Source organism: Kitasatospora sp. NPDC048540, assembly GCF_040651175.1.
Classification (GTDB): domain Bacteria; phylum Actinomycetota; class Actinomycetes; order Streptomycetales; family Streptomycetaceae; genus Kitasatospora.
Genome location: NZ_JBEZIR010000006.1, coordinates 18371 through 38518 on the forward strand (window position 1 = coordinate 18371; position 20148 = coordinate 38518).

The 20148-nt window shown below is 73.4% G+C and carries 16 protein-coding genes, 1 tRNA gene and 1 pseudogene; 6 read left to right on the forward strand and 12 right to left on the reverse strand.

Features of this window, described 5'->3' with window-relative positions:
* Positions 1-74: 74 nt before the first annotated feature.
* The 8 genes from AB0D08_RS04770 to AB0D08_RS04805 all read right to left on the reverse strand — a co-directional run bounded on the left by AB0D08_RS04770 (position 75) and on the right by AB0D08_RS04805 (position 8859).
* Positions 75-1322, reverse strand: coding sequence for a S53 family peptidase (locus tag AB0D08_RS04770; protein ID WP_033821198.1), 1248 nt, complete (start codon positions 1320-1322; stop codon positions 75-77).
* Positions 1323-1597: 275 nt separating this feature from the next.
* Positions 1598-4003, reverse strand: coding sequence for a glycosyl hydrolase family 65 protein (locus AB0D08_RS04775; protein ID WP_033821199.1), 2406 nt, complete (start codon positions 4001-4003; stop codon positions 1598-1600).
* Positions 4000-4749 carry a beta-phosphoglucomutase family hydrolase gene (locus tag AB0D08_RS04780; RefSeq protein ID WP_033821200.1) on the reverse strand — a complete coding sequence of 250 codons (750 nt, stop codon included), beginning with the start codon at positions 4747-4749 and terminating at the stop codon, positions 4000-4002. Before AB0D08_RS04780 ends, AB0D08_RS04775 begins: the two co-directional genes overlap by 4 nt.
* A gap of 120 nt (positions 4750-4869) precedes the next feature.
* Positions 4870-5652: a VOC family protein gene (locus tag AB0D08_RS04785; RefSeq protein ID WP_033821201.1), complete on the reverse strand. Its 783-nt coding sequence runs from the start codon at positions 5650-5652 to the stop codon at positions 4870-4872.
* Between the two features lie 169 nt (positions 5653-5821).
* Positions 5822-7639 (reverse strand): Stealth CR1 domain-containing protein, encoded by a 1818-nt coding sequence (locus AB0D08_RS04790; protein WP_359886205.1) that lies wholly within the window; start codon positions 7637-7639, stop codon positions 5822-5824.
* A gap of 140 nt (positions 7640-7779) precedes the next feature.
* Positions 7780-7929: a hypothetical protein gene (locus tag AB0D08_RS04795; RefSeq protein WP_359886206.1), complete on the reverse strand. Its 150-nt coding sequence runs from the start codon at positions 7927-7929 to the stop codon at positions 7780-7782.
* A gap of 38 nt (positions 7930-7967) precedes the next feature.
* A tRNA-Lys gene (locus AB0D08_RS04800) sits at positions 7968-8040 on the reverse strand.
* Positions 8041-8172: 132 nt separating this feature from the next.
* A complete protein-coding gene (locus tag AB0D08_RS04805; RefSeq protein ID WP_033823584.1) occupies positions 8173-8859 on the reverse strand; it encodes a nucleotidyltransferase domain-containing protein in 687 nt (228 codons plus the stop codon).
* Between the two features lie 251 nt (positions 8860-9110).
* On the opposite strand from AB0D08_RS04805, the gene AB0D08_RS04810 reads away from it, so the two are divergent.
* Complete coding sequence (locus AB0D08_RS04810) at positions 9111-10355, forward strand: crosslink repair DNA glycosylase YcaQ family protein (RefSeq protein ID WP_082526950.1); 1245 nt, start codon at positions 9111-9113, stop codon at positions 10353-10355.
* Between the two features lie 71 nt (positions 10356-10426).
* Here the strand turns inward: AB0D08_RS04810 and AB0D08_RS04815 are convergent, their stop codons facing one another.
* On the reverse strand, positions 10427-11044 hold the full coding sequence (locus AB0D08_RS04815) for a transglutaminase family protein (RefSeq protein WP_359886207.1): 618 nt from the start codon (positions 11042-11044) through the stop codon (positions 10427-10429).
* Between the two features lie 282 nt (positions 11045-11326).
* Between AB0D08_RS04815 and AB0D08_RS04820 the strand changes: the two genes are divergently transcribed.
* The 4 genes from AB0D08_RS04820 (at position 11327) to AB0D08_RS04835 (ending at position 17156) form a co-directional block, all read left to right on the forward strand.
* Entirely contained in the window at positions 11327-12061 is a 735-nt protein-coding gene (locus AB0D08_RS04820) for an SDR family oxidoreductase (protein ID WP_033823638.1), read from the forward strand.
* A gap of 159 nt (positions 12062-12220) precedes the next feature.
* Entirely contained in the window at positions 12221-12931 is a 711-nt protein-coding gene (locus AB0D08_RS04825) for a tyrosine-protein phosphatase (RefSeq protein WP_359886208.1), read from the forward strand.
* A 49-nt stretch (positions 12932-12980) separates the two neighbouring features.
* Entirely contained in the window at positions 12981-13928 is a 948-nt protein-coding gene (locus tag AB0D08_RS04830) for a phosphorothioated DNA-binding restriction endonuclease (protein WP_359886209.1), read from the forward strand.
* A 78-nt stretch (positions 13929-14006) separates the two neighbouring features.
* The gene (locus AB0D08_RS04835) at positions 14007-17156 is read left to right on the forward strand and encodes a DUF3427 domain-containing protein (protein ID WP_359886210.1); all 3150 of its coding nucleotides are present in this window, start codon (positions 14007-14009) and stop codon (positions 17154-17156) included.
* Here AB0D08_RS04835 and AB0D08_RS04840 read toward each other — a convergent pair.
* Positions 17153-18298 carry a low temperature requirement protein A gene (locus AB0D08_RS04840; RefSeq protein WP_359886211.1) on the reverse strand — a complete coding sequence of 382 codons (1146 nt, stop codon included), beginning with the start codon at positions 18296-18298 and terminating at the stop codon, positions 17153-17155. The two genes, AB0D08_RS04835 and AB0D08_RS04840, sit on opposite strands and share 4 nt — an antisense overlap.
* 162 nt (positions 18299-18460) lie before the next feature.
* On the opposite strand from AB0D08_RS04840, the gene AB0D08_RS04845 reads away from it, so the two are divergent.
* Positions 18461-18757 carry a hypothetical protein gene (locus AB0D08_RS04845; RefSeq protein ID WP_033823587.1) on the forward strand — a complete coding sequence of 99 codons (297 nt, stop codon included), beginning with the start codon at positions 18461-18463 and terminating at the stop codon, positions 18755-18757.
* A 112-nt stretch (positions 18758-18869) separates the two neighbouring features.
* On the opposite strand, the gene AB0D08_RS04850 is transcribed toward AB0D08_RS04845, so the two are convergent.
* Both AB0D08_RS04850 and AB0D08_RS04855 read right to left on the reverse strand, forming a co-directional pair.
* Positions 18870-19688, reverse strand: coding sequence for a TIGR02452 family protein (locus AB0D08_RS04850; protein WP_033823588.1), 819 nt, complete (start codon positions 19686-19688; stop codon positions 18870-18872).
* Positions 19689-19846: 158 nt separating this feature from the next.
* Positions 19847-20148 (reverse strand): annotated as a pseudogene (locus AB0D08_RS04855) (RNA helicase); the annotation flags it as partial.

Below are 20148 nucleotides of genomic sequence, written 5' to 3' on the forward strand. Positions count from 1 at the left end.
CGAGGCGCACGGAAGGGCGGCCGGGGCCCGCAGGCCCCGGCCGCCGCGCGCACCGCCGTGGGGAGCGGAGCGGGTCAGCCGTGGAAGGCGGCCGTCCCGTTCGGGGTGCCGAGCCCGGTCGGGCCGTCGTAGCCCGCACCGGCCTTGCACAGGTAGGCCGGCGAGCAGCTGCCGTTGGAGCCCGTGGTCACGTCGAACAGCGAGGTGGTGTGGGCGTACGGGAAGGAGGCCGGGCTGCTGCCCGCGGACGGGGCGCCGCCGAGCGCGTAGACGCCCGCGATGATCGGCGAGGAGGCGCTGGTGCCGCCGTACACCGCCCAGCCGCTGCCGCCGTAGGTCTGGTAGACCGCGACGCCGGTGGCGGGGTCGGCGACCGCCGCGACGTCGGCGATGGTCCGCTTCTTGCAGCCGGTGTCCTTCTGCCAGGTGGGCTTGGCGTCGTAGGCCGAGCAGCCGGAGCCGCCGCCCTCGGTGGAGTTGGTGAGCCAGACCGACTCGCTCCAGCCGCGGCTGCTGGAGTCCCGCCTGAGCGCGGTGCCGCCGACCGCGGTGACGTACCGGGAGGCGGCCGGGTACTCGGCGCCGTAGGCGGAGTCGCCCGAGGAGACGGTGATGGCGACGCCCGGGTGGTTGAAGTACGAGCTGTCGTAGGAGGTGTCGGCGGAGGACTCGCCGCCGCCGTAGCTGTTGGAGACGAACTTGGCGCCCAGCGCGACCGCGGTGTTGACGCTCTTGCCGAGGTTGGCCATCGAGGCGCTGGCCGCCTCCACCAGGACGATCTTCGCCTTGGGGGCGATCGCGGAGACCATGTCCAGGTCGAGCGAGATCTCCCCGGCCCAGCCGCTGTTCTTGGCGGGGTAGCTGGTGCCGCCGTTCTGGTCGGTCTTCTTGAAGCAGCCGTTGGCGGTGGTGCAGGCCGGCAGGCCGTACTGGGCCCGGTAGACGCCCAGGTCCGCCTCGGCCGAGGGGTCGTCGTAGGCGTCCACGATGGCGATGGTCATCCCGGCGCCGCCGCCGGCCGGCAGCTTGTAAGCGCCGAGCAGGTCGGACGGGCCGTAGCCGGCCGGCGTCAGGTCCGGGGTGACGCCGAGCGCGTGCACCGGCTCGACGGTGCTGGTGACCCGCAGGGCGTGGCAGGCCATGGTGTCGCCCTTGGCCAGGGTGGCGCAGGAGCGGACCCAGGAGGTGCCGCCCTTGCTGTAGGTGGTGGGGGTGGCGGCGGCGCCGGCGGGTGCGGCGGACGCGAAGGCCGAGACGGCGAGCGCCGCGGTGCCGGCGGCGGCCAGGACGGCCCGACGGGTGCGGGGCGTGGGGGTACGCAACGGACTGCCTCCTGTGGCTGGGGTGAACCGGGGGCCGTGCGGATGCGCCGCGCGCCGGATGGGGTGGTCCCGGGGCGCGGAGGGGCAGGCGGAAGCAGCGGGACGGCCGGACGGCCCGGGGCCGCCGCCTCCCACCTGGGTGGTACGGGGAGCTGACGACGACGCTAGACGGACATGTTCACGTCCAACAACGGACCGTCAGAAAATTGGAGGAGCCCTTTACCGCCGGTTGGCGACGGTAAAGGGCTCCTGGGAGAAAGCTTGTTGATGCCTTGTCACTCGGCGGCGAGGTGCTCCGTCCCGCCCGCCTGCACGACACCCTGCACCCCGGCCCGTGCGGTCCGCCGGGCGGGCTCGCGGCCGGGCGGCTGGACGCACCGCTCGGGCGCCTCGATCACCGCGGTCCGCCGGGTGGCGCTCTCCTCCACCCCGAGCCGCACCGGCTCGCCGTCGTGCAGCAGGGTCAGCGGCCCGCCCTTGCGGACCGTGTAGACGGTGGTGGCGTGGGTGATGTCGACCCGCAGCAGGCTCTCCCGGATCCGCAGCGTGAACGCCAGCCGCTGCAGCCCCGCGGGCAGCCGCGGGCGGAACGACAGGTGCTCCGAGTGGTCCCGCAGCCCGCCGAAGCCCGCCACCAGCGCGATGCAGGCCCCCGCCAGCGAGGCCATGTGCAGCCCGTCGCGGGTGTTGCCGCCGAGGTCGCGCAGGTCCATCAGGGCGGCCTCGGCGGTGTAGTCGTACGCCAGGTCCAGCTGGCCGACCTCGGCCGCGATCACCGCCTGGGTGCAGGCGGACAGCGAGGAGTCGCGGACGGTCAGCCGCTCGTAGTAGGCGAAGTTGCGGGCCTTCTGGTCCTCGGTGAAGGCGTCGCCGCGCACCTGCATGGCGAGCACCAGGTCGGCCTGCTTCACCACCTGCTTGCGGTACAGGTCGAAGTACGGGTAGTGCAGCAGCAGCGGGTAGGTCTCGGCCGGGGTGTTCTCGAAGTCCCACAGCTGGTGGTCGGTGAAGCCGTCCGCCTGCGGGTGCACCCCGAGCTTCTCGTCGTACGGGATGAACATCGCGGCGGCCGCGTCCCGCCAGGCCGCCGCCTCCTCGGTGTCCACGCCCAGCGCCGCGGCCTGCAGCGGGTGCCGGTTGGCGGCCTCGGCGGCGTGCCGCAGGTTGGACTGCGCCATCAGGTTGGTGAACACGTTGTTGTCCGCCACCGCGCTGTACTCGTCCGGCCCGGTGACCCCCTCGATCCGGAACCGGCCGACCGGGTCGTGGTGGCCGAGCGAACGCCACATCCGGGCCGTCTCGACCAGCAGCTCCAGCCCGTAGGTCTGCTCGAACTCCACGTCCCCGGTGGCCCGGACGTAGCGCACCACGGCCGCCGCGATGTCGGCGCCGATGTGGAACGCCGCGGTACCGGCCGGCCAGTACCCGGAGCACTCCTCCCCGCGGATCGTCCGCCACGGGAACACCGCTCCCGCCAGGCCCAGTTGGGCCGCCCGCTCACGCGCCATCGGCAGCGTGGTGTGCCGCCAGCGCAGCGCCTGCCCGACCGCGCCGGGCAGGCAGTAGGTGAGCACCGGCAGCACGAACATCTCGGTGTCCCAGAAGCTGTGCCCGTCGTAGCCGGGCCCGGTCAGACCCTTGGCGGGGATGGCCCGCTCCTCGCTGCGCGCACCGGCCTGCAGCACGTGGAACAGCGCGAACCTGGCCGCCTGCTGGAGCTCGACGTCGCCCTCGATCTCGATGTCGTTGTTCGACCAGAACCGCTCCAGGAAGCGGCGCTGCTCCGCCACCAGCCCGTCCCAGCCGGTGTGCCGGGCGGCGGTCAGCGCCGCCTCCACCTGGTCCCGGACCGCGGGCAGCGAGCGCGTCGCCGACCAGCCGTACGCCATGAACTTGACCAGCCGCAGCTTCTCCCCGGCCTCCAGCACGGTGGTGACGCTGATCCGGCCCTGGTCGTCGGTGGACTCCGCGGTGGTGTCGACCTGGTCCGGGCCCTCGATGGCGTGGTCGGTCCCGGCGGCCACCCGCAGCCCGCTGTAGCGGGTGCGGTGCACCAGCACCGTCTTGGTGCCGGCCGCGTGGTGGAGTTCGGAGACCAGCGGCTGCTCCAGCACCGCGGCCGCCCGCGGGTCGCGCTCCCCGCCCGGCAGCTGCTCGTTGGCGACCAGCTCGGACTGGACCACGATCCGCACCGGGCCGTCCACCGCCTCCACCGTGTAGTCGACCGCCGCCACCGCCCGCTGGGTGAGCGAGACCAGCCGCACCGAGGTCACCTTGACCGTCCGCCCGGCCGGCGAGGTCCACTCCGCGTACCGCCGCAGCAGGCCGTCCCGGAAGTCCAGGCTCCGCTGGTGGCTGCGGAGTTCGCCGTAGCGCAGGTCGAACGGCTCGTCGTCGACCAGCAGCCGGATGACCTTGCCGTTGGTGACGTTGATGACGCTCTGCCCGGACTCCGGGTAGCCGTAGCCGCTCTCCGCGTACGGCAGCGGACGCAGCTCGAACACGCCGTTCAGGTAGGTGCCGGGCAGACCGTGCGGCTCGCCCTCGTCGAGGTTGCCGCGCAGGCCGATGTGGCCGTTGGACAGCGCGAACACCGATTCGGCCCGGGCCTGGGCGTCCAGGTCCAGGCCGTGCTCGGCGACCCCCCACGGGTCGACCGAGAAGGCGTCGGGCGCGGTCACAGCGGGTCCCCCTCGACCAGGTCGGACAGGTCGGCGACCACCAGGTCCGCACCGTGGGCGCGCAGTTCGTCGGCCTGGCCGGTACGGTCGAGGCCGACCACCGCGCCGAAGCCGCCGGCCCGCCCGGAAGCCACCCCGGCGAGCGCGTCCTCGAACACGGCGGCGTGCTCGGGCGGCACGCCGAGCGCCTTCGCGGCCGCCAGGTAGGTGTCCGGGGCGGGCTTGCCGGCCAGCTGCTCGCGCTCGGCGACCACGCCGTCCACCACCACGTCGAACAGCCCGTTGATCCCGGCGGCCCGCAGCACGTCCCGGCAGTTGGCGCTGGAGGAGACCACCGCGCGCGGCAGCCCGAGCGCCTGCAGCCGGTGCAGGTAGTCGACCGAGCCCGGGTAGGGCTGGACGCCCTGCTCCTTGATCATGCGCAGCACGGTGTCGTTCTTGGCGCTGCTGAGGCCGTGCACGGTACGGGTTCCGGGCGGGTCCTGCGGGGTGCCCTCCGGCAGGTGGACGCCGCGGGCCTCCAGGAACCCCCGGGTGCCGTCGAGCCGGGGTCTGCCGTCGACGTAGCGGTCGTAGTCCTCGACCGGGTCGAACGGGACGAAGTCCGGGCCGCCGCGGGCCGCCTCCGCCCGTAGGAAGGTGTCGAACATGTCCTTCCAGGCGGCCGCGTGCACCTTGGCCGTCTGGGTGAGCACGCCGTCGAGGTCGAACAGGAAGGCACGGATGTCGTCCGGGAGTCCCAGCATGCCTGTCAGTCTCGCTCGAACACACGGCAGAGCCGCCCATTTGCAGCTCGGCTGGCGCGTCGCGAACGGGCGGCGGTACGGCCGGTGACGCCCGGTCAGGACCGGGCGTCACCGCACCGGTCACTCCTCGGGCGACTTGATCACGGCGAAGACCGCGCCCTGCGGGTCCTGGACCACGGCGAACCGGCCCCAGGGGGCGTCGGTCGGCGGCATCAGCACCGAGCCGCGCGCCTTCACCAGCGCGTCCACCGTGCTGTCGGTGTCGTCCACCGCGAAGTAGGTCAGCCAGTGCGAGGGGGTGCCGGGCGGCAGGCTGCCGCCGAGCTTCTGGACACCGCCGACGGCCTTGCCGTCGACCTCCAGCGACCAGTAGTGGGTGGCGCCCTCCATCAGCGGCAGCCGGACGCCGAACACGGCCGGGTAGAAGGCCTTGGCGGCCTCCGGGTCGGCCGTGTTGAGCTCGTTCCAGACCAGCGCGCCGGGCTCGTTGACCACCTGGGCGCCGGCGAAGTCCACCGGCTGCCAGACGCCGAACACCGCACCGGTCGGGTCGGCCACCACCAGCATCCGGCCGACGGTGCCCACGTCCATCACGGGCATCAGTACCGTGCCGCCGGCAGCGCTGATCGCCGCCAGGGTGGCGTCCGCGTCGTTCGACGACAGGTAGGTGGTCCAGGCGACCGGCGGCTCGGGCATGCCCTCGGGTGCCATCGCCGGGCCGATGCCGGCCACCGGCTTGCCGTTGAGGGTGCAGATCGCGTAGCCGCCGAACTCGGCCGGGCCGATCTCGCCCTGCCAGCCGAACAGGTCACGGTAGAAGTCGAGCGCGGCCTGCTGGTCCTTGGCCATCAGGTCGACCCAGCACGGGGTGCCGGGCTTGTACGGGGTGGTGACTTCGGGCATAGCGCCTCCCAGGGTCGGGGTCCCCCGCCCACCTTGGCCGCCCGCCCGCCGTCCCGCCACCGGAGGCCCGGTCCGGGGCGGGCCCGGGGCGGGGTGGGGCGCGGGCCCGGGTGCGGGGCGGGGCGCAGGGGTGGGCGGGGTGCAGGGGTTGGGCCGGCCGCTTAAGCCCTCAAACCTCGGTCCGGCCGCTCAGGACCCGGTCCGGCCCGGCGGCCGGGCGCGGGAGCAGCGGGCGGCGCAGCTCGTACGGCCCCGGTGCCGGGAAGTAGCCGTCGAGGAAGGCGCGCACGGCGGCGTCCTGGGCCGCCGGGTCGATCAGGCCGGTGGTGACGTCGTTCAGGCAGAACACGGCGGCGTCGCGGCGCTCGGCGAGGCCCTGCAGCAGGGCGAGCGACTCGGGGCGGCCGATGTCGACGAAGCACTCGTCCGGCTCGGCGAACACCGCCCGGCCCGCCAGGTAGGCGGTGTACGCGTAGAGGGTGAGCGGGGAGAGGCTGGCGTGGCCGCGGAACGGCTCGGCGGCGGTGCGGGCGTACTCGGCGGCGAACTCCTGCGCGTTGTGCGCCAGCAGGCTGCGGTGGGCCGCGCGCGGGGTGTGGCCGAGCGTCCGGGTGGGGACCCGGCCGTGGCGGCGGGCGATGGCGTCCCGGGTGTTCTTCTGGCCCGCGACGTAGCTGTCCTCGCCCGGTCGGACCGGGTCCGGCGGGATGACGCCGTCCTGGAACAGCCGGGCCACACCGTTGCTCTGGAAGAAGAAGCCGGGGCCGAGCTCACGGCCGAGGAAGACGTCGTCGTTGAAGTAGACGAAGTGCTCGGACAGGCCGTCGATCCGGTGCAGCTGGGACTCGATGGCCCGGGAGTTGAAGACCGGCAGCAGGCCGGGGTCGTCGAACAGCTCGCGGTGCGCCACCACGTGGATGCCGGGGTGGGCGGTGTCCAGCCAGGCCGGCCGCTGGTCGTCGGTGACCAGGTGGACCCGGCGGATCCAGGGCGCGTGCGCGGCCAGCGAGCGCAGGCTGTACCGCAGTTCGTCGCGGTTGCGGAAGCGCTGCGGCTCGGTGCCGGTGCCGGGACCGGCGCCAGGACCGAAGCCGGGGCCGGGGCCGGCGGCCGGGGTGGCCTCGGCGGCCCGCCGCTCCCGGCGCTCGCGCCAGCGCGGATCGGTGTCGTCCACCCAGGTGTAGACGGCGTCCACCGGGAAGTCGACCTCGTCGACCGGACGGCGGGTGAATGCCGCGGGAACGGGGTGCCGGCCCCCGGCGATCCGGACCGTGGCGGCCGGTTCCAGCGAGGGCGCCCACCAGCCGGCCAGGGTGCTGCCGTACGGGACGATCGCGCCCCCGGACGGCTCCGCGGGCTGCCAGAACTTGATCTCGCAGCCCTGGTCGGCGCCGTACCCGAGGGTCCGCGAGGCGGCCACCACGGGCCGGAACACCCGCACGCCGCGGACCAGCCGCTGCGCCGCGCCCCCGTCGTCCCCGTCGTCCCCGTCGCCCTCGTCGCCCGCGGCCGCGCCCGGCCGTTCGTGGCGGTCCACGGCCTCTTGCAGGCCCGGAGCGAGCAGCGGGCCGGGACCCGCGCCCCAGCCGACCGGTTCCAGGTACACGTGCCGCCCGGTGAAGGCGGTGTCCAGGGCGACGAGCACCCGGGCCCGCCGGTCGGCGCGGACGGCCAGGTGGTGCCGCTCGGGCTCCTCGGGCCGCCGCGCGTCGGGCACCAGCGCGTACGGGACGCCCGCGGCGAGCAGCGCCTGCGCGGCGAGGGCCAGGTTGGCCGCCCGGACGGCGTGCGGTGCCAGCTCCTCCCGCACCTCGGCGAGCAGGCCGCGGTCGCGGACCAGCGCGGGACGGGCGGCCAGCAACTCGTCCTCGCGGGTGGGCGGCCCGGGCGGCGGTGCGGCGGGCCCGGCCGTGGTCGGCGCTGCCGCCCTCCGGTGGAGCACCCGCCGCCAGGCGGAGGTGGTCGGCACCGCGGACAGCCGTCGCATGGGTTCTCGCACAGAGGTGGTGGATCGGAGGGTGACCGGATCGATACAGAGTGTAATCCATCCGGGTAAGCCGGGACCCCTGCCGCGGAAGGCCGACCGTACGCCGAGGAAGGACTCATGAGCGCGGATGTGGTGAGCCGTCAGGACCTGCCGTCGAGCCGGGCCCGCGCGCCGGACGAGGCGATCGCCCGTCCAGCGGCCGCCGGGGCGAGGGCGGCGTCCAACTGCGGCCCGTACAGGGTGGATCCGGGCCGGACCGCCGTCCCCGCGTTGAACGCGAAGGCCCCCATCCCGGCCAGGACGCCGGGGTGGGGGCCTTTCTCGCGTGTGGGCCGCCAGGGGCTCGAACCCTGAACCTACGGATTAAAAGTCCGCAGCTCTGCCAATTGAGCTAGCGGCCCGCCGACCGGCGCCGCCCCGTGGGTACGGCACCTGCGGGGCCGATCCTACCCGGTGACCGTGCCCGTTTGGCCAACGGATTCCCCGGCCGCGTCGCGGGCCGTGGGCCGCGCGCGACGGGGCCCGCGCGGGCGTCAGACGCCGGGGGTGCGGGCGGCGGCGTAGTGGACCGCGCGCACCCGCCGCAGCCAGTCCTCGGCCGGTGCCTCGTCCGGGGCTTCCGGCAGGACGCCGGGCCGGTCGAAGCGAGTCTCGGCGGTCTCCAGCAGGGTGCCGGCCTGCTCGGGGTGCCGGGCGTAGCGTTCGCCGAGCTCGCGAACGCGCGCCGGGTCGGCGAGGCGGATCACCACCTCGCCGGTCTCGTGCAGGGCGAGGCCCTGTTCGACCAGCCGGACCAGGTGGCGGGCGTGCTTGGCGGCCCTGGCCAGGCCGCTGTCGTCGGTGCGGTCGCGGGCCGTCAGCTTCCTGAACTGCTGCGTGGCGTAGCCGAGATAGGAGCGCCGGACGGCCCCGGCACTGAGGAAGGACCGCCGGATGGCGATCAGCTCGTCGCCGAGCGGCGTCCGGACCTCGTACAGGTCCTCGGGCAGCCAGACCAGTTCGGAGGCGGTCGGGTTGCAACTCAGCGCGAGTCTGCACCACTTGGCGGCCTCGTGCAGGGTGCGGTCGGGGGCCGTGGTGACGTGGGACTCGGCCGGGCGGTGCAGGCCGTGGAGTTCGACGGTCGGTGCCGCGTAGAGGCCGAGGCGGTCGATGTCGGAGCCGGCGTGGGCGAGGCCGTAGGCGGTGGAGCCGACGATGCCGGACAGCAGGACGTTCACGGGCGGGTCGCCTCCTCGGCGTCGGGTACGGCGGCGCGGCCATCCCCCCGGTGGCCGCCGGATCACCGGTGCGGGGAGCGCCGGTTGGGCGTGGCCGGCCATCGGCGGCCAGGGCCGTGACGGCCCCGGCGGGACCGTCGGTGACCGCGGGCGGACACTCGGCAGTCTCCCCCGTCCCCCCGGCCGGGGTCGAACGAATTGTCCGCCCGTCGCTGCGTGCCCCGCCCGGCCGGCCCGCCGATACTGGCCCCATGGCAAACAGTGGGAGCCCGGCGGGCACCGGCCCGGAACGCGGCGGGGCCGCGCCCCGGGAAACCGACCCCGACCAGGTGGCGAAGGTCCGCGCCTGGTGGGCGCACCGGCAGTGGCTGAACGGCGGGCACGACGGCGCGAGCGCCGCCGAGGTGCTGTCCGCGACCGGCTGGGCGCGCTCGGTGGGCGGCGCGGCGCCGTACCTGGGGCTGTTCGCCCGGGCGGGGCTCGGCCGGGAGGCGGTGGACGCGGCGGTGGCGGCGCTGGAGGTGCACGAGCTGCCCTCGGCCCGCGGCTGCACCTACGTCCTGCCGGCCGGCGACTACGCGCTCGGTCTGGCCGCCGGGGCGGGTGCGCCCGAGGCGGACCTCGCCTCGGCGGCCAAGCACCTGGACGTGACCCGCGACGAGATCGAGAAGCTCTGCCTGGCGATCACGGGCGCGCTCGCCGAGGACCGTCCGCTGGACCCGCCGGCCATCCGGGAGGCCGTCGGCGAGGCGGTCCGGCCGTTGGGTGAGGCGGGGAAGAAGCGCGGGGTGTCGACCACGCTGCCGCTGGCGCTCGGGCTGCTCCAGGCACGCGGCCGGATCCGCCGGGTGCCGGTCAACGGCCGTCTGGACCAGCAGCGTTACGGCTACGTCGGATGGGACCAGCCGGTCAAGGGCTCGGCCGACGAGCTGGCCCGGCGCTACCTCTCCTGGGCCGCGCCCGCGGCCGTCCGGCACCTGCGCTGGTTCTCCGGCTTCACCGCGGCGACCGCGAAGGCGGCACTGGCCCCGCTCGACCTGGTCACGCTGCCGGGCACCGACCTGTTGATGCCGGCCGAACTCCTGCCCGAGTTCGAGGAGTTCGAGCCACCTGCCGAGCCCAGGTACGCGCTGCTGGCGGGCATCGACGGCATCCATCTGCTGCACCGCGACCTGGCCCGCCTGGTCGACCCGGCGGATGCGCAGCGTCCGGTGCCCGCCGCCAGGCAGGGCCGGGTGTTCGGCGGCGAGGCGGACCCGCAGACCCACATCGTGGTCGACCGCGGCCGGATCGTCGGCTTCTGGGAGTACGACACCGAGCAGCGGGAGATCGTGCACCAGCTGTTCGTGCCGCTCGACGACGCCCTGCGCGAGGCGATCGGGCGGACCGAGGCGTTCGTCCGGGACGAACTCGGCGACGCACGCGGGTTCAGCCTGGACTCGCCGAAGAGCCGCGCACCGAAGATCGCCGCGATGCGGGCGGCCACCGCGACCTGACCGCCCGGCCGAGCCGGGTGCCTGGCCCGGCCGGGTCCCTGGCCCGGGTGCCCGGCCGGGCCGGGTGCGCCTCAGAGCTCGACCGGCAGGTAGTAGCCGTACCCCTCCCGGTCGGGGCGCGCCGCGGCCAGCGCCTCGCGCAGTACGGCGGGGGTGGCCGGGTACACCGTCGCGTACTCGAACTCGCCCCGGCCCGGGTCGACCGGCCAGGCGAGCCGCTCCCCGGCGGGGTCGGTGGTGAACTGCGCGTCGACACCCGGCTTGTTGCCGCGCGGGTCCAGCCGCACCCAGCTGCCGCCGCCGCGCGGCTGCGGCCAGTGGACGGCGATCAGGGCGTGCAGCACGTCGAACCGCTGGTAGCACAGGCCGGCCGGGATGCCCTGGGCGCGCAGCACGGCGGTCAGCAGGTGGGACTTGCCGTGGCAGATCGCATCGCCGGCAGCCAGCACGTCGGAGGCCCGGTACGCGGCGCTCCACCGGCCGACGTCGGCGGAGTGCGCCACCCGGTCGCGGACGTACTCGAAGGCCGCGCGGGCGCTGTTCTCCGCACTGTCGCAGCGCAGCCGGACGGCGAGCGCGCGGATCCCGGGGTGGTGGTGGTCGATCACCTCGTCGGCCGCCAGGTAGTCGGCCGGGTCGGCGGAGGCGGGCCGCAGCCGTAGTGGCGGCGGGAAGGGGTCGGGTGACATACCGGCCATGGTTCCGGCGGCGGGCCACGGTCCGCCGGGGATTCCGGCATGCGGGCTGAGGGCGTGGGCTGTGGGCCGTGGGCCGTGGGGCGTGGGGCGTGGGCTGTGCGCCGTGGGCGTGGGCTACGGTCGGAGCCGGACCGGCAGGGGCCGGATCCCGCCTGCACGCGTACCAGTACGAGGGAGTCACCGCCGTGCCAGAGGAGACCCACCGCCCGTCCCCACGCGCCGGCGTCCTCCGAAGCCGCGTCCGCCGATACCCCGGCCGCCGGGCCGGGAGTCCTGCTGGTCACCGGCGGAGGGCGCGGTATCGGCGCCGCCACCGCCCGGCTCGCCGGCCGCCGCGGGTATCGGGTGTGCGTCAACTACCGCAGTGACGAGGCGTCGGCGCTCGCCGTGGTGGACGGCATCCGCGGCGACGGGGGCACCGCGGTCGCCGTTCGGGCGGACGTCACCCGAGGTGCGGAGGTGGAGCGGCTGTTCCGCACCGTGGACCGGGAGCTCGGCACCCTCACGGCGCTGGTCAACAACGCCGGCACACTCGAACGGCAGGCCAGGCTGGAGGAGTTGGACGAGGAGCGGCTGGCCCGGATCTGGGCGGCGAACATCACCGGGCCGTTCCTGTGCGCGGGCGCCGCCGTCCGCCGGATGTCCTCCCGGTACGGCGGCCGGGGCGGCGCCATCGTCAACGTGTCCTCGGCCGCCTCCCGGCTCGGCTCGCCGAACGAGTACGTCGACTACGCGGCGTCCAAGGGCGCGCTGGACAGCATGACCCGTGGGCTGGCGCTGGAGGTGGCGGCCGAGGGGATCCGGGTCAACGCCGTCCGTCCGGGCCTGATCCACACCGGCATCCACGCCCTCGGCGGCGAGCCGGGGCGCGTCGACCGGGTCGGGCCGCAGCTGCCGATGGGCCGCGGCGGGGAGCCGGAGGAGGTCGCCGAGTGCATCCTCTTCCTGCTCTCGCCGGCCGCCTCGTACGCCACCGGGACCTTCCTCGACGTGGCGGGCGGCCGCTGAGGACGCGGGGGCAGTGACGGGCGAGGGCGACGGGCGAGGGCGACGGGCGGCGGCCGGGCACGGGCGGGCCGGCCGTCGCCGCCGGGCCGCCGCAGGCGTTAAGGCACAGGTCCACAACGGCCCCCCGGCGCGCCACCCGCCCGCGCTAGCGTGGTGGTCATGACCGACCGCGAGTTCGACACCGACGCCGTCTTCCTGGACATCCCCGACGTTCTGAACTTCCGCGACGCCTCCTGCGGCGTACTGCGACCCGGTGTGCTGTACCGGTCCGCGTCGCTGTCCGGCCTCAGCCCCGAGGGGGCCCGCCGGCTCAAGCCGCTCGGCATCCGGACCGTGGTCGACCTGCGCAGCCCTGCGGAGATCGCGGCCGCCCCCGACCTGTTCCACGGCCTGGACCACGACTACCTGCACGCCCCACTGCTCCCGGACCGCCACGACACCGAACACCCTTGGCCCAGCGACCAGTTCGCCACCTACCAGCTGATGGCGGAGATCGGCGGCGACGCCGTGGCCGCCACCGTCCGCCGCCTCGCGGGCGACGGCGCTCCGCTGCTCGTCCACTGCGCCGTCGGCAAGGACCGCACCGGCCTCACCATCGCGGTGATCCAGCACCTGGCCGGCCTCTCCGACGCCGACATCACCGCCGACTACCTCCGCTCCAACCGCGGCCTCGGCCTCGACGCCGGCCCCGTCCCGTACATCGACGAGCACGGCGTGTCCCACGTCTCCCACCCCGCCGAGGCCGACCGCCTGCACACCGCCCTGGCCCGCATCCGCGAACTCCACGGCACCATCGAGACCTACCTGACCGCCCACGGGGTGACGCCCGCGGAACTGGCGGCCGTGCGGGCGGCGCTGAGCACGGTCTGACGCCGGAGGCTGCAGACAGGGCCTTCCGTGCTGTGCCAGCCTGTCCGCTGTGAGGCGAAGTGATCTGCTGGCGGCACTGGCCGGGATCCGCCAGGCCACCATCGGTGGCCGGCGGGCCCCGCACAAGCCGCTGCTCTTGCTGTGGCTGCTCGGTCGCTACGCCCGAACGGGCTCCAGCGAGGCGGCGTACGTGGAGGCGGAGGCCCCGGTCAGCCGACTGATCAACGACTTCGGCCCCGCAATCAAGAATCCTCACGCTGCGAGCCGCCGGGCCGCCATGCCGTTCGTCCACCTGGAGCGCTCGCTCTGGGTACTGCGCAACGCTCGCGGCGAACCCCTGGAGTCGGGCATCCGCGATGACAGCGCCACGCTGCGCCGAGTCGGTGCGATAGGGCGGCTGCATCCACAGGTCGAGAGTCTGCTCGGCGAGGATCCCACCGCTCTCCCGGCCGCCGTACGGCTCCTCCTGGAGCACCACTTCACCGCGAGCCTCGAACCCGCCATCTGCGACCAGGCGGGGCTCGGCCTGCCGAACCCTTTACCCACGGGTGACTCGGGGGCAGTGGCCGACCCGGTGTATCGGCTGGTCAAGCGCAAGGTTCGAGACTCAGCCTTCGCCGAAGCCGTCCTGCGCTCCTACAACTACGCCTGCGCGATGTGCGGTTACGACGGCACCCTCGGCGGGCGTCCGGTCGGCCTCGAGGCGGCCCACATCCGCTGGCACAGCCAGGGCGGCCCGGACCTCGTCGACAACGGTCTGGCACTCTGCTCACTCCACCACGCGCTCTTCGACTTCAGAGCACTGGGGGTGACGGCGAAGCGCACCGTCCGGGTCTCGCCCGTGTACGCCGCCGAGACGCGCTCGGGAAGAGCCGTGGAACAGCTCCACGGCGCGCCGGTCGCCCTGCCACGGCAACCTCTCACGTCGGTCGCCTACGACTTCCTGCACTGGCACGACCTTCAGGTCTTCAAACACGCACCTGCCAGCGCGCGTTGACCTGAGTACGGGTTCGAACACCGCCTGTCGTAGCGGGATGCTAGAAAGATCCTCACTGCTTCGTGGACGACAGGAGAGATGTCCGTGGCCGACCCGAATGCATCAGATCCGCACCTCAACCCCGGCCTCTACGAGAGCGTGATAACTGATTCGCTCTCGGGTCGGCTCACCGAGCTGCGCGAGTCGGGCTGGCACGTGGTGGATCGCGAGGTCGGGTCGGAGTCCTCTCCTTACGTGTTGGCTCGCCACGTCGGTGTCCAGGTGCAGCGGGCCCTGCAACAGATGGATCCGAACCAACGCGTCGAGGCCGTCAACCGGATGCTGGCCACGCTCGCGGAATCCGGCGCTACGGACCAGCAGGCGGATCCGGTGGTCGGCGGGCCGAAAGAGCTGATCGCCCTCGCACGGCAGGAGGCTCCCGGGGTCTACCAGATACGGCCGCTGACCCCCCTGTCCGAGAGCGCGCTGCTGACCAACGCTCCGGAAGAGCACAGCCTGGGCCATGAACTGCGGACCGAGATGGTGACGGCCGACCGGGTCGATCTACTCTGCGCCTTCGTGAAGTGGCACGGTCTACGGATCATCGAACAGCAACTCCGGGAACTGCATCGCCGCAACGTCCGGCTGCGCGTCATCACCACCACGTACCTGGGCGCGACCGAGCGCCGAGCGCTCGACCGACTGGTCCGTGAGTTCGGCGCCGAGGTCCGGATCAACTACGAACTGCGGACCACCCGTCTGCACGCCAAGGCCTGGCTGTTCGGACGCCGCACCGGTTTCGACACGGCCTACGTCGGTAGCTCCAACCTCTCTCGGGCCGCGCTGCTGGACGGGCTGGAGTGGAACGTCAGGCTCTCCGCCGTGTCCACCCCCTCGGTGCTGCGCAAGTTCGAAGCGACCTTCGACTCCTACTGGAACAACCCGGAGTTCAAGCCCTACGACCCCGACCGTGATGCCGAGGAGCTGGACCGGGCGCTGTCAGCAGCCGGCGGCGGTGGGCGGGACGACGGGCGCCGGATCTCGCTCTCCGGCCTGGAGGTGAGGGCGCATCCGCACCAGCAGGACATGCTGGAGCGTCTGCAGACGGAACGCGAGGTCCACGGGCACCACCGGAACCTGTTGGTGGCAGCCACCGGCACCGGCAAGACGGTGATGGCCGCTCTGGACTACAAGCGGCTCCGCGCTGAGCTCGGCGGCGATCCGACCCTGCTGTTCGTCGCCCACCGCCAGGAGATCCTCACCCAGTCACTGCGGAGCTACCGCGAGGTCCTGTCCGATGCCAACTTCGGCGAGCTGCTGGTCGCCGGCGACCGCCCGGAACTGCACCGCCACGTCTTCGCGAGCGTCCAGTCCCTGCACGCCGGTGGCCTCGGCGCTTACCCGGCCGACCACTTCGACGTCGTCGTCATCGATGAGTTCCACCATGCCGAGGCAGCGACCTACCGCAAGATCCTCGACTACCTCACGCCGCGCGAGTTGCTCGGTCTGACCGCCACGCCGGAGCGGGCCGACGGCAAGCGCGTGCAGGACGAGTTCTTCGGCGGCCGGATCGCCGCCGAGATGCGTCTGTGGCAGGCACTCGAGGACGACCTGCTCTGCCCGTTCCACTACTTCGGCATCCACGACAACACCAACCTGACCGGTGTCAGCTGGCGCCAGGGTGCCTACGACCCGACCGAGCTGACCAATGTGCTGACCCGTGGGGACACCCAGTCCCGGCAGGTGGTGCACGCGGTCAGCGACAAGATCACCGACCCGCTCTCGATGCGCGCCCTGGGATTCTGCGTCTCCGTACGCCACGCCGAGCACATGGCCGCGGCCTTCAACACGGCGGGGATCACGGCCCGCGCACTCTCGGGCCGGACCCCGGCCGCGGAACGCAGAGAGGCGCTCGACGGCCTTCAGCAGGGTCGGATCCAGGTCCTCTTCACCGTCGATCTCTTCAACGAGGGGCTCGACATCCCGGGGATCGACACCCTGCTCCTCCTCCGCCCGACGTCCAGCGCCACGATCTTCCTCCAGCAGCTCGGCCGCGGTCTGCGCCGGTCCGAGAACAAGGCCGTCCTCACCGTGCTGGACTTCATCGGATACCAGCGCAAGGAGTTCCGCTTCGAGGAGCAGTTCAGGGCGCTGACCGGCCACACCCGCAAGGCCTTGGAGAGCAGCATCGGGCAGGACTTCCCGTTGCTCCCGCCGGGCTGCCAGATCGTCCTCGACCGAGTCTCGAAGGACATCGTCCTCAACAACGTCCGACAGCAGTTGAAGACCACCGTCAAGACGATCGCCCAGGAGGTCAGGGCGTACGGAGAGCGCGACCTCGCCAGCTACCTCGCCGAGAGTAAGCGGCACATCAACGACATCTACCGCGCTGGGAACTCCTGGACCGGGGTCCTTCGCCGGGCCGGCCTCGCCAGCCACCCTGAGATCGCCGGTGAAGCGGCGCTGCGCAAGCGGATGGGCTCCCTGACCCATGTGGACGACGCCGAACGGGTCCAGGCCTACACGGAGCTGATCAGGCCAGGCCGGTCAGCTGCGGATCCCCTCGACGGCCGGATGGCCGACTACGCGGCGATGCTCTTCTTCACGCTCTGGCCGACAGGCGGCGACTTCGGCTCGGTGGCTGCGGGCCTGACGTTCCTCCGCTCCCATGAGGCCATCTGCAGCGAGATCCGCCAGATCCTCGCCCATGGGCTCGCCCACGCACAGCACGCGCCGAAGCCGCTCGGCGCCGACCTCGGACCGCTGACCGGGCAGCCGCTGGCTGTCCACGCGCACTACACCAAGGCAGAGCTGCTCGCCGCTCTGCGCTGGGCAGCGCTCGGCGGTGGGATCCCGGCGCATGTCCGTGAGGGTGTGGCCTGGTGCCCGCAGACCCGGACGGACGCGCTGCTGGTCACCATCAGGAAGGACGAGAAGGACTTCTCGGAGCAGACGCGCTACCGCGACTTCGCCTTGAGCGAGGACTTGTTCCACTGGGAGTCGCAGAACCGAACGTCAGCCGTCTCAGCGACGGGCCGGCGCTACCAGAACCACCAGGCGCAGGGCAGCAATGTCCTGCTGTTCGTGCGGCAGGAGACGACGAACGAGATCGGTACCGGCCCGTACGTGCTGCTCGGGCCGGTCGAGTACGACTCTCACCAGGGGGATCGGCCGATGGCGGTGACCTGGCGGCTGCGCCATCCACTGCCTTCCGACGTCCAGCACTTCACCGCCGTCGTCGCCGGCTAACGAGCGAGCAACCGGGCGGTGGCCGAGCCGCGCTCCTCGTGGCCGAACGCCGCCGCCAGCACCGCCACCACCACCGCCACCTGCGCGAGTGCCGACACCTGGGTGCCGAACGGGATCGTCGCCGGCACCAGGGCGGCGGCGAGCAGGCGGGCGGCGTTCGGGGTGAGGCCGAGGGTGCGGCGTATCGCGGTGTTGGCGGCGAGGTAGAGGGTGATGCCGGCGGCCAGCGCGGTGGCCTGGGCGGGGGCCAGCGGGGCAAGGGGATGAGCGACGAGGGCCTTGGCGCCGGTGGCGAGGAGCAGCAGGCCCAGCAGCAGGGCGTAGTGGCCGAGGTTGTAGAGGCGGACGGCGAGCTCGTTGCGGCGGGCCGCGGGGAGCTCGGCCATCCGGTGGCCGGCGCGTTCGTCGTCGTCGTGGCCGAAGTAGGCCCACCAGAGCGCGACGCACACCCCGAGCGCCAGCGCCGCCGCACCGACCAGCGCCACCGAGAGCCGCTCGTCGCCGGCCCCCACACCGATGGCGATCACGGACTCCCCGAACGCGACGATCATCACCAGTCCGTGCCGTTCGACGAAGTGCCCGGCCCTGAGCTGGAACTGCGGCAGGTCGACCAGGTACGGGATCGCGAACTGGACCGCCACCGAGGCTCCCCACAGGAGGAGTTGGGCCGTTCCCTCCAGCAGTCCGCCGGTGACCACCAGCGCCGCGTTGACCAGGTTCAGCCCGCCCATCCGCAGCACCGAACGCAGCGGCACGTCCGCCCCCGCGAACATCCCCGTGTGCACCGCGATCACCAGGACGTACGCCAGGCCGAAGGCCACCCCGCTGCCCTCGAAGGCGTGCGGGACGGTCAGCGAGATCACCAGGAAGCCGGTCATGCCGAGCAGCAGCAGGCCGCGCCGCGGGTGGGTGGTGGGTGGCATGGCGTTGGTCAGCCAGATGAAGGCGTCGTACATCCACCAGATCACCGCCAGCATCACCAGCACCCTCGCCAGGCCGGCCACGGTCAGGTGGTGGGCCAGGCTGTCGCTGAGCTGGGTGATGGTGAAGACGAAGACGAGGTCGAAGAACAGCTCCAGCGGGCTGACCCGCAGATCGGCCTCGGCCGGGCGGTCGTCGTAGGCGGCGGCTTCGGTGGTCACGCGAGTGAGTATGGACGACGGGGGCCGTGGCCGAGCGGAAATTTCCGGACGCAGCAACGACCGGAACGGCGGCCGCCGCCCGGGAGTTGTCCTCGGGAGGAGGGCCCCGGGACGGACGTCCCGGCCGCAAGCCCCCGGACCAGCAGCAACGAGGAGTGCACCATGGCGAACATCCCCACCGCGGCCGTCGCGTCGGCGGGTCTGATCGGCGGCTACGGCGCCGCCCGCTGGTCCGGGCGGCGGGAGTTGGGCGGCGTGGTGCTGGCCGCCGCCGGGGCGACGGCCGCGGTGCGCTGGCAGCGGGCCGCGGGGACGCCGACGGCCGCCGCGCTGACCGGTCTGTACGTCGCCGCGTTCGGCGGCTCACACCCCCTGGCCAAGAGGATCGGCGCCTGGCCGTCCGTGTTCGCCGTGACGGGCGTGGTCGCCGCCGCCTCCCTGCTCGCCGCCGGCAGCTGACCGAGACCCCTGCCCCCGACCACCCCAAACCGGCCCCCGCGACCGGCCGACCGACCGGCCCGGCGCCGGCGGTGCGCCGCGGACCGCCGCGGTCCTACACCCCGCCGTGGTCCTACGCCCCGCCGAACCGCCGCTCGAACGCCGCCCGGTTCGCCGACACCGGGGTACGGTCCCACACCGCGAACACCACCCGGTCGAAGGCGGCCCCGTGCTCGGTCAGCGCCGTCTCGAACGCCTCGGCGACCACCGCCGGGTCGTTGCGGAACACCCCGCACCCCCACGCCCCCAGCACCAGCTCCCGTACCCCGTGCTGCGCCGCGACCGCCAGGACCCGCGCGGCCCGGACCGCCAGCAGGTCCCGGACGTCCACCGGCCGGTCCGGCGAACGGAGCGCCAGCTGCCCGGCGTTGGGGGCCGGCGAGGTGAGGAACGAGACGGTGTACGGCTCCGCGAGCAGGTCGCCGCGCCCGTCGCGGATCACCGGCACCTGCGGCGACCAAATGACCCGGTCGCTGTAGCGCAGGTCCGGGGAGGCGCGGTGAGCCTCGTAGTAGTCGGGCGCCTCCAGCAGGCACCGGTACAGCAGCGCCGACCGGCAGAGGTCCTCCTCCTGGGCCTTGGCACCGCGCAGATAGCCTCCGCCCGGGTTGCGCGCGGAGGCGAAGTTGAGCACCGCGACCCGGTCGCCGCCGGCCTCGGCCAGCCGTCGTGCCGCCTGCATGCTGCCCTCGGAGGTCACCTCGGGCTGTCCGCGCAGCGGGCCGCGCGGGCCACCTCGCAGTGACTCGGCCGGGCCGTACGAGACGGTGCCGGCCCGGGCCGTCGCCAGCAGGCCGGCGATCTCCACCGAGGCACCGGACCGCACCCGGTAGCTCCCCCGCTCGGCGATCTCCTCGTTCTCGACCGCCACTTGATGCATTCTGCTGCTCATGGCGGCGACCGTACGCGAGCCGGGCCCACCGCGCCACCGAGTTGTTCTCAATTCGAGCATATCCAGGTCCGGAGCGGCGCACAGGGACGCAGAAAGGCCTGGGGCCGGTCCACCGTGGTGGACCGGCCCCAGGCCGCTCTAGATCAAGCTCTCAGGTGTCAGCTCTTCCAGCGGGGCTTGCGGTCGCCGCCGTTGAAGCCACCCGAACGGTTGTCGCGGTCGCCACCGAAGGAGCGGCCACCCGAACGGTCGTCACGGTTGAAGCCCTGCGGGCGGCCACCGGAACGGTGGTCGTCGCGGCGGGCGAACGGACGGCTGCTGCCGGCGCTGCGGTCGCGGTCACCGAAGGACGGGCGGTCCGAGAAGGAGCGGGCCGGACGGTCGCTGCCGAAGGAACGGCCGCCGCGGTCGTCGCGGTCACGGTTGAAGCCGCCCGCGCCACCCGAACGGTTGTCACGGC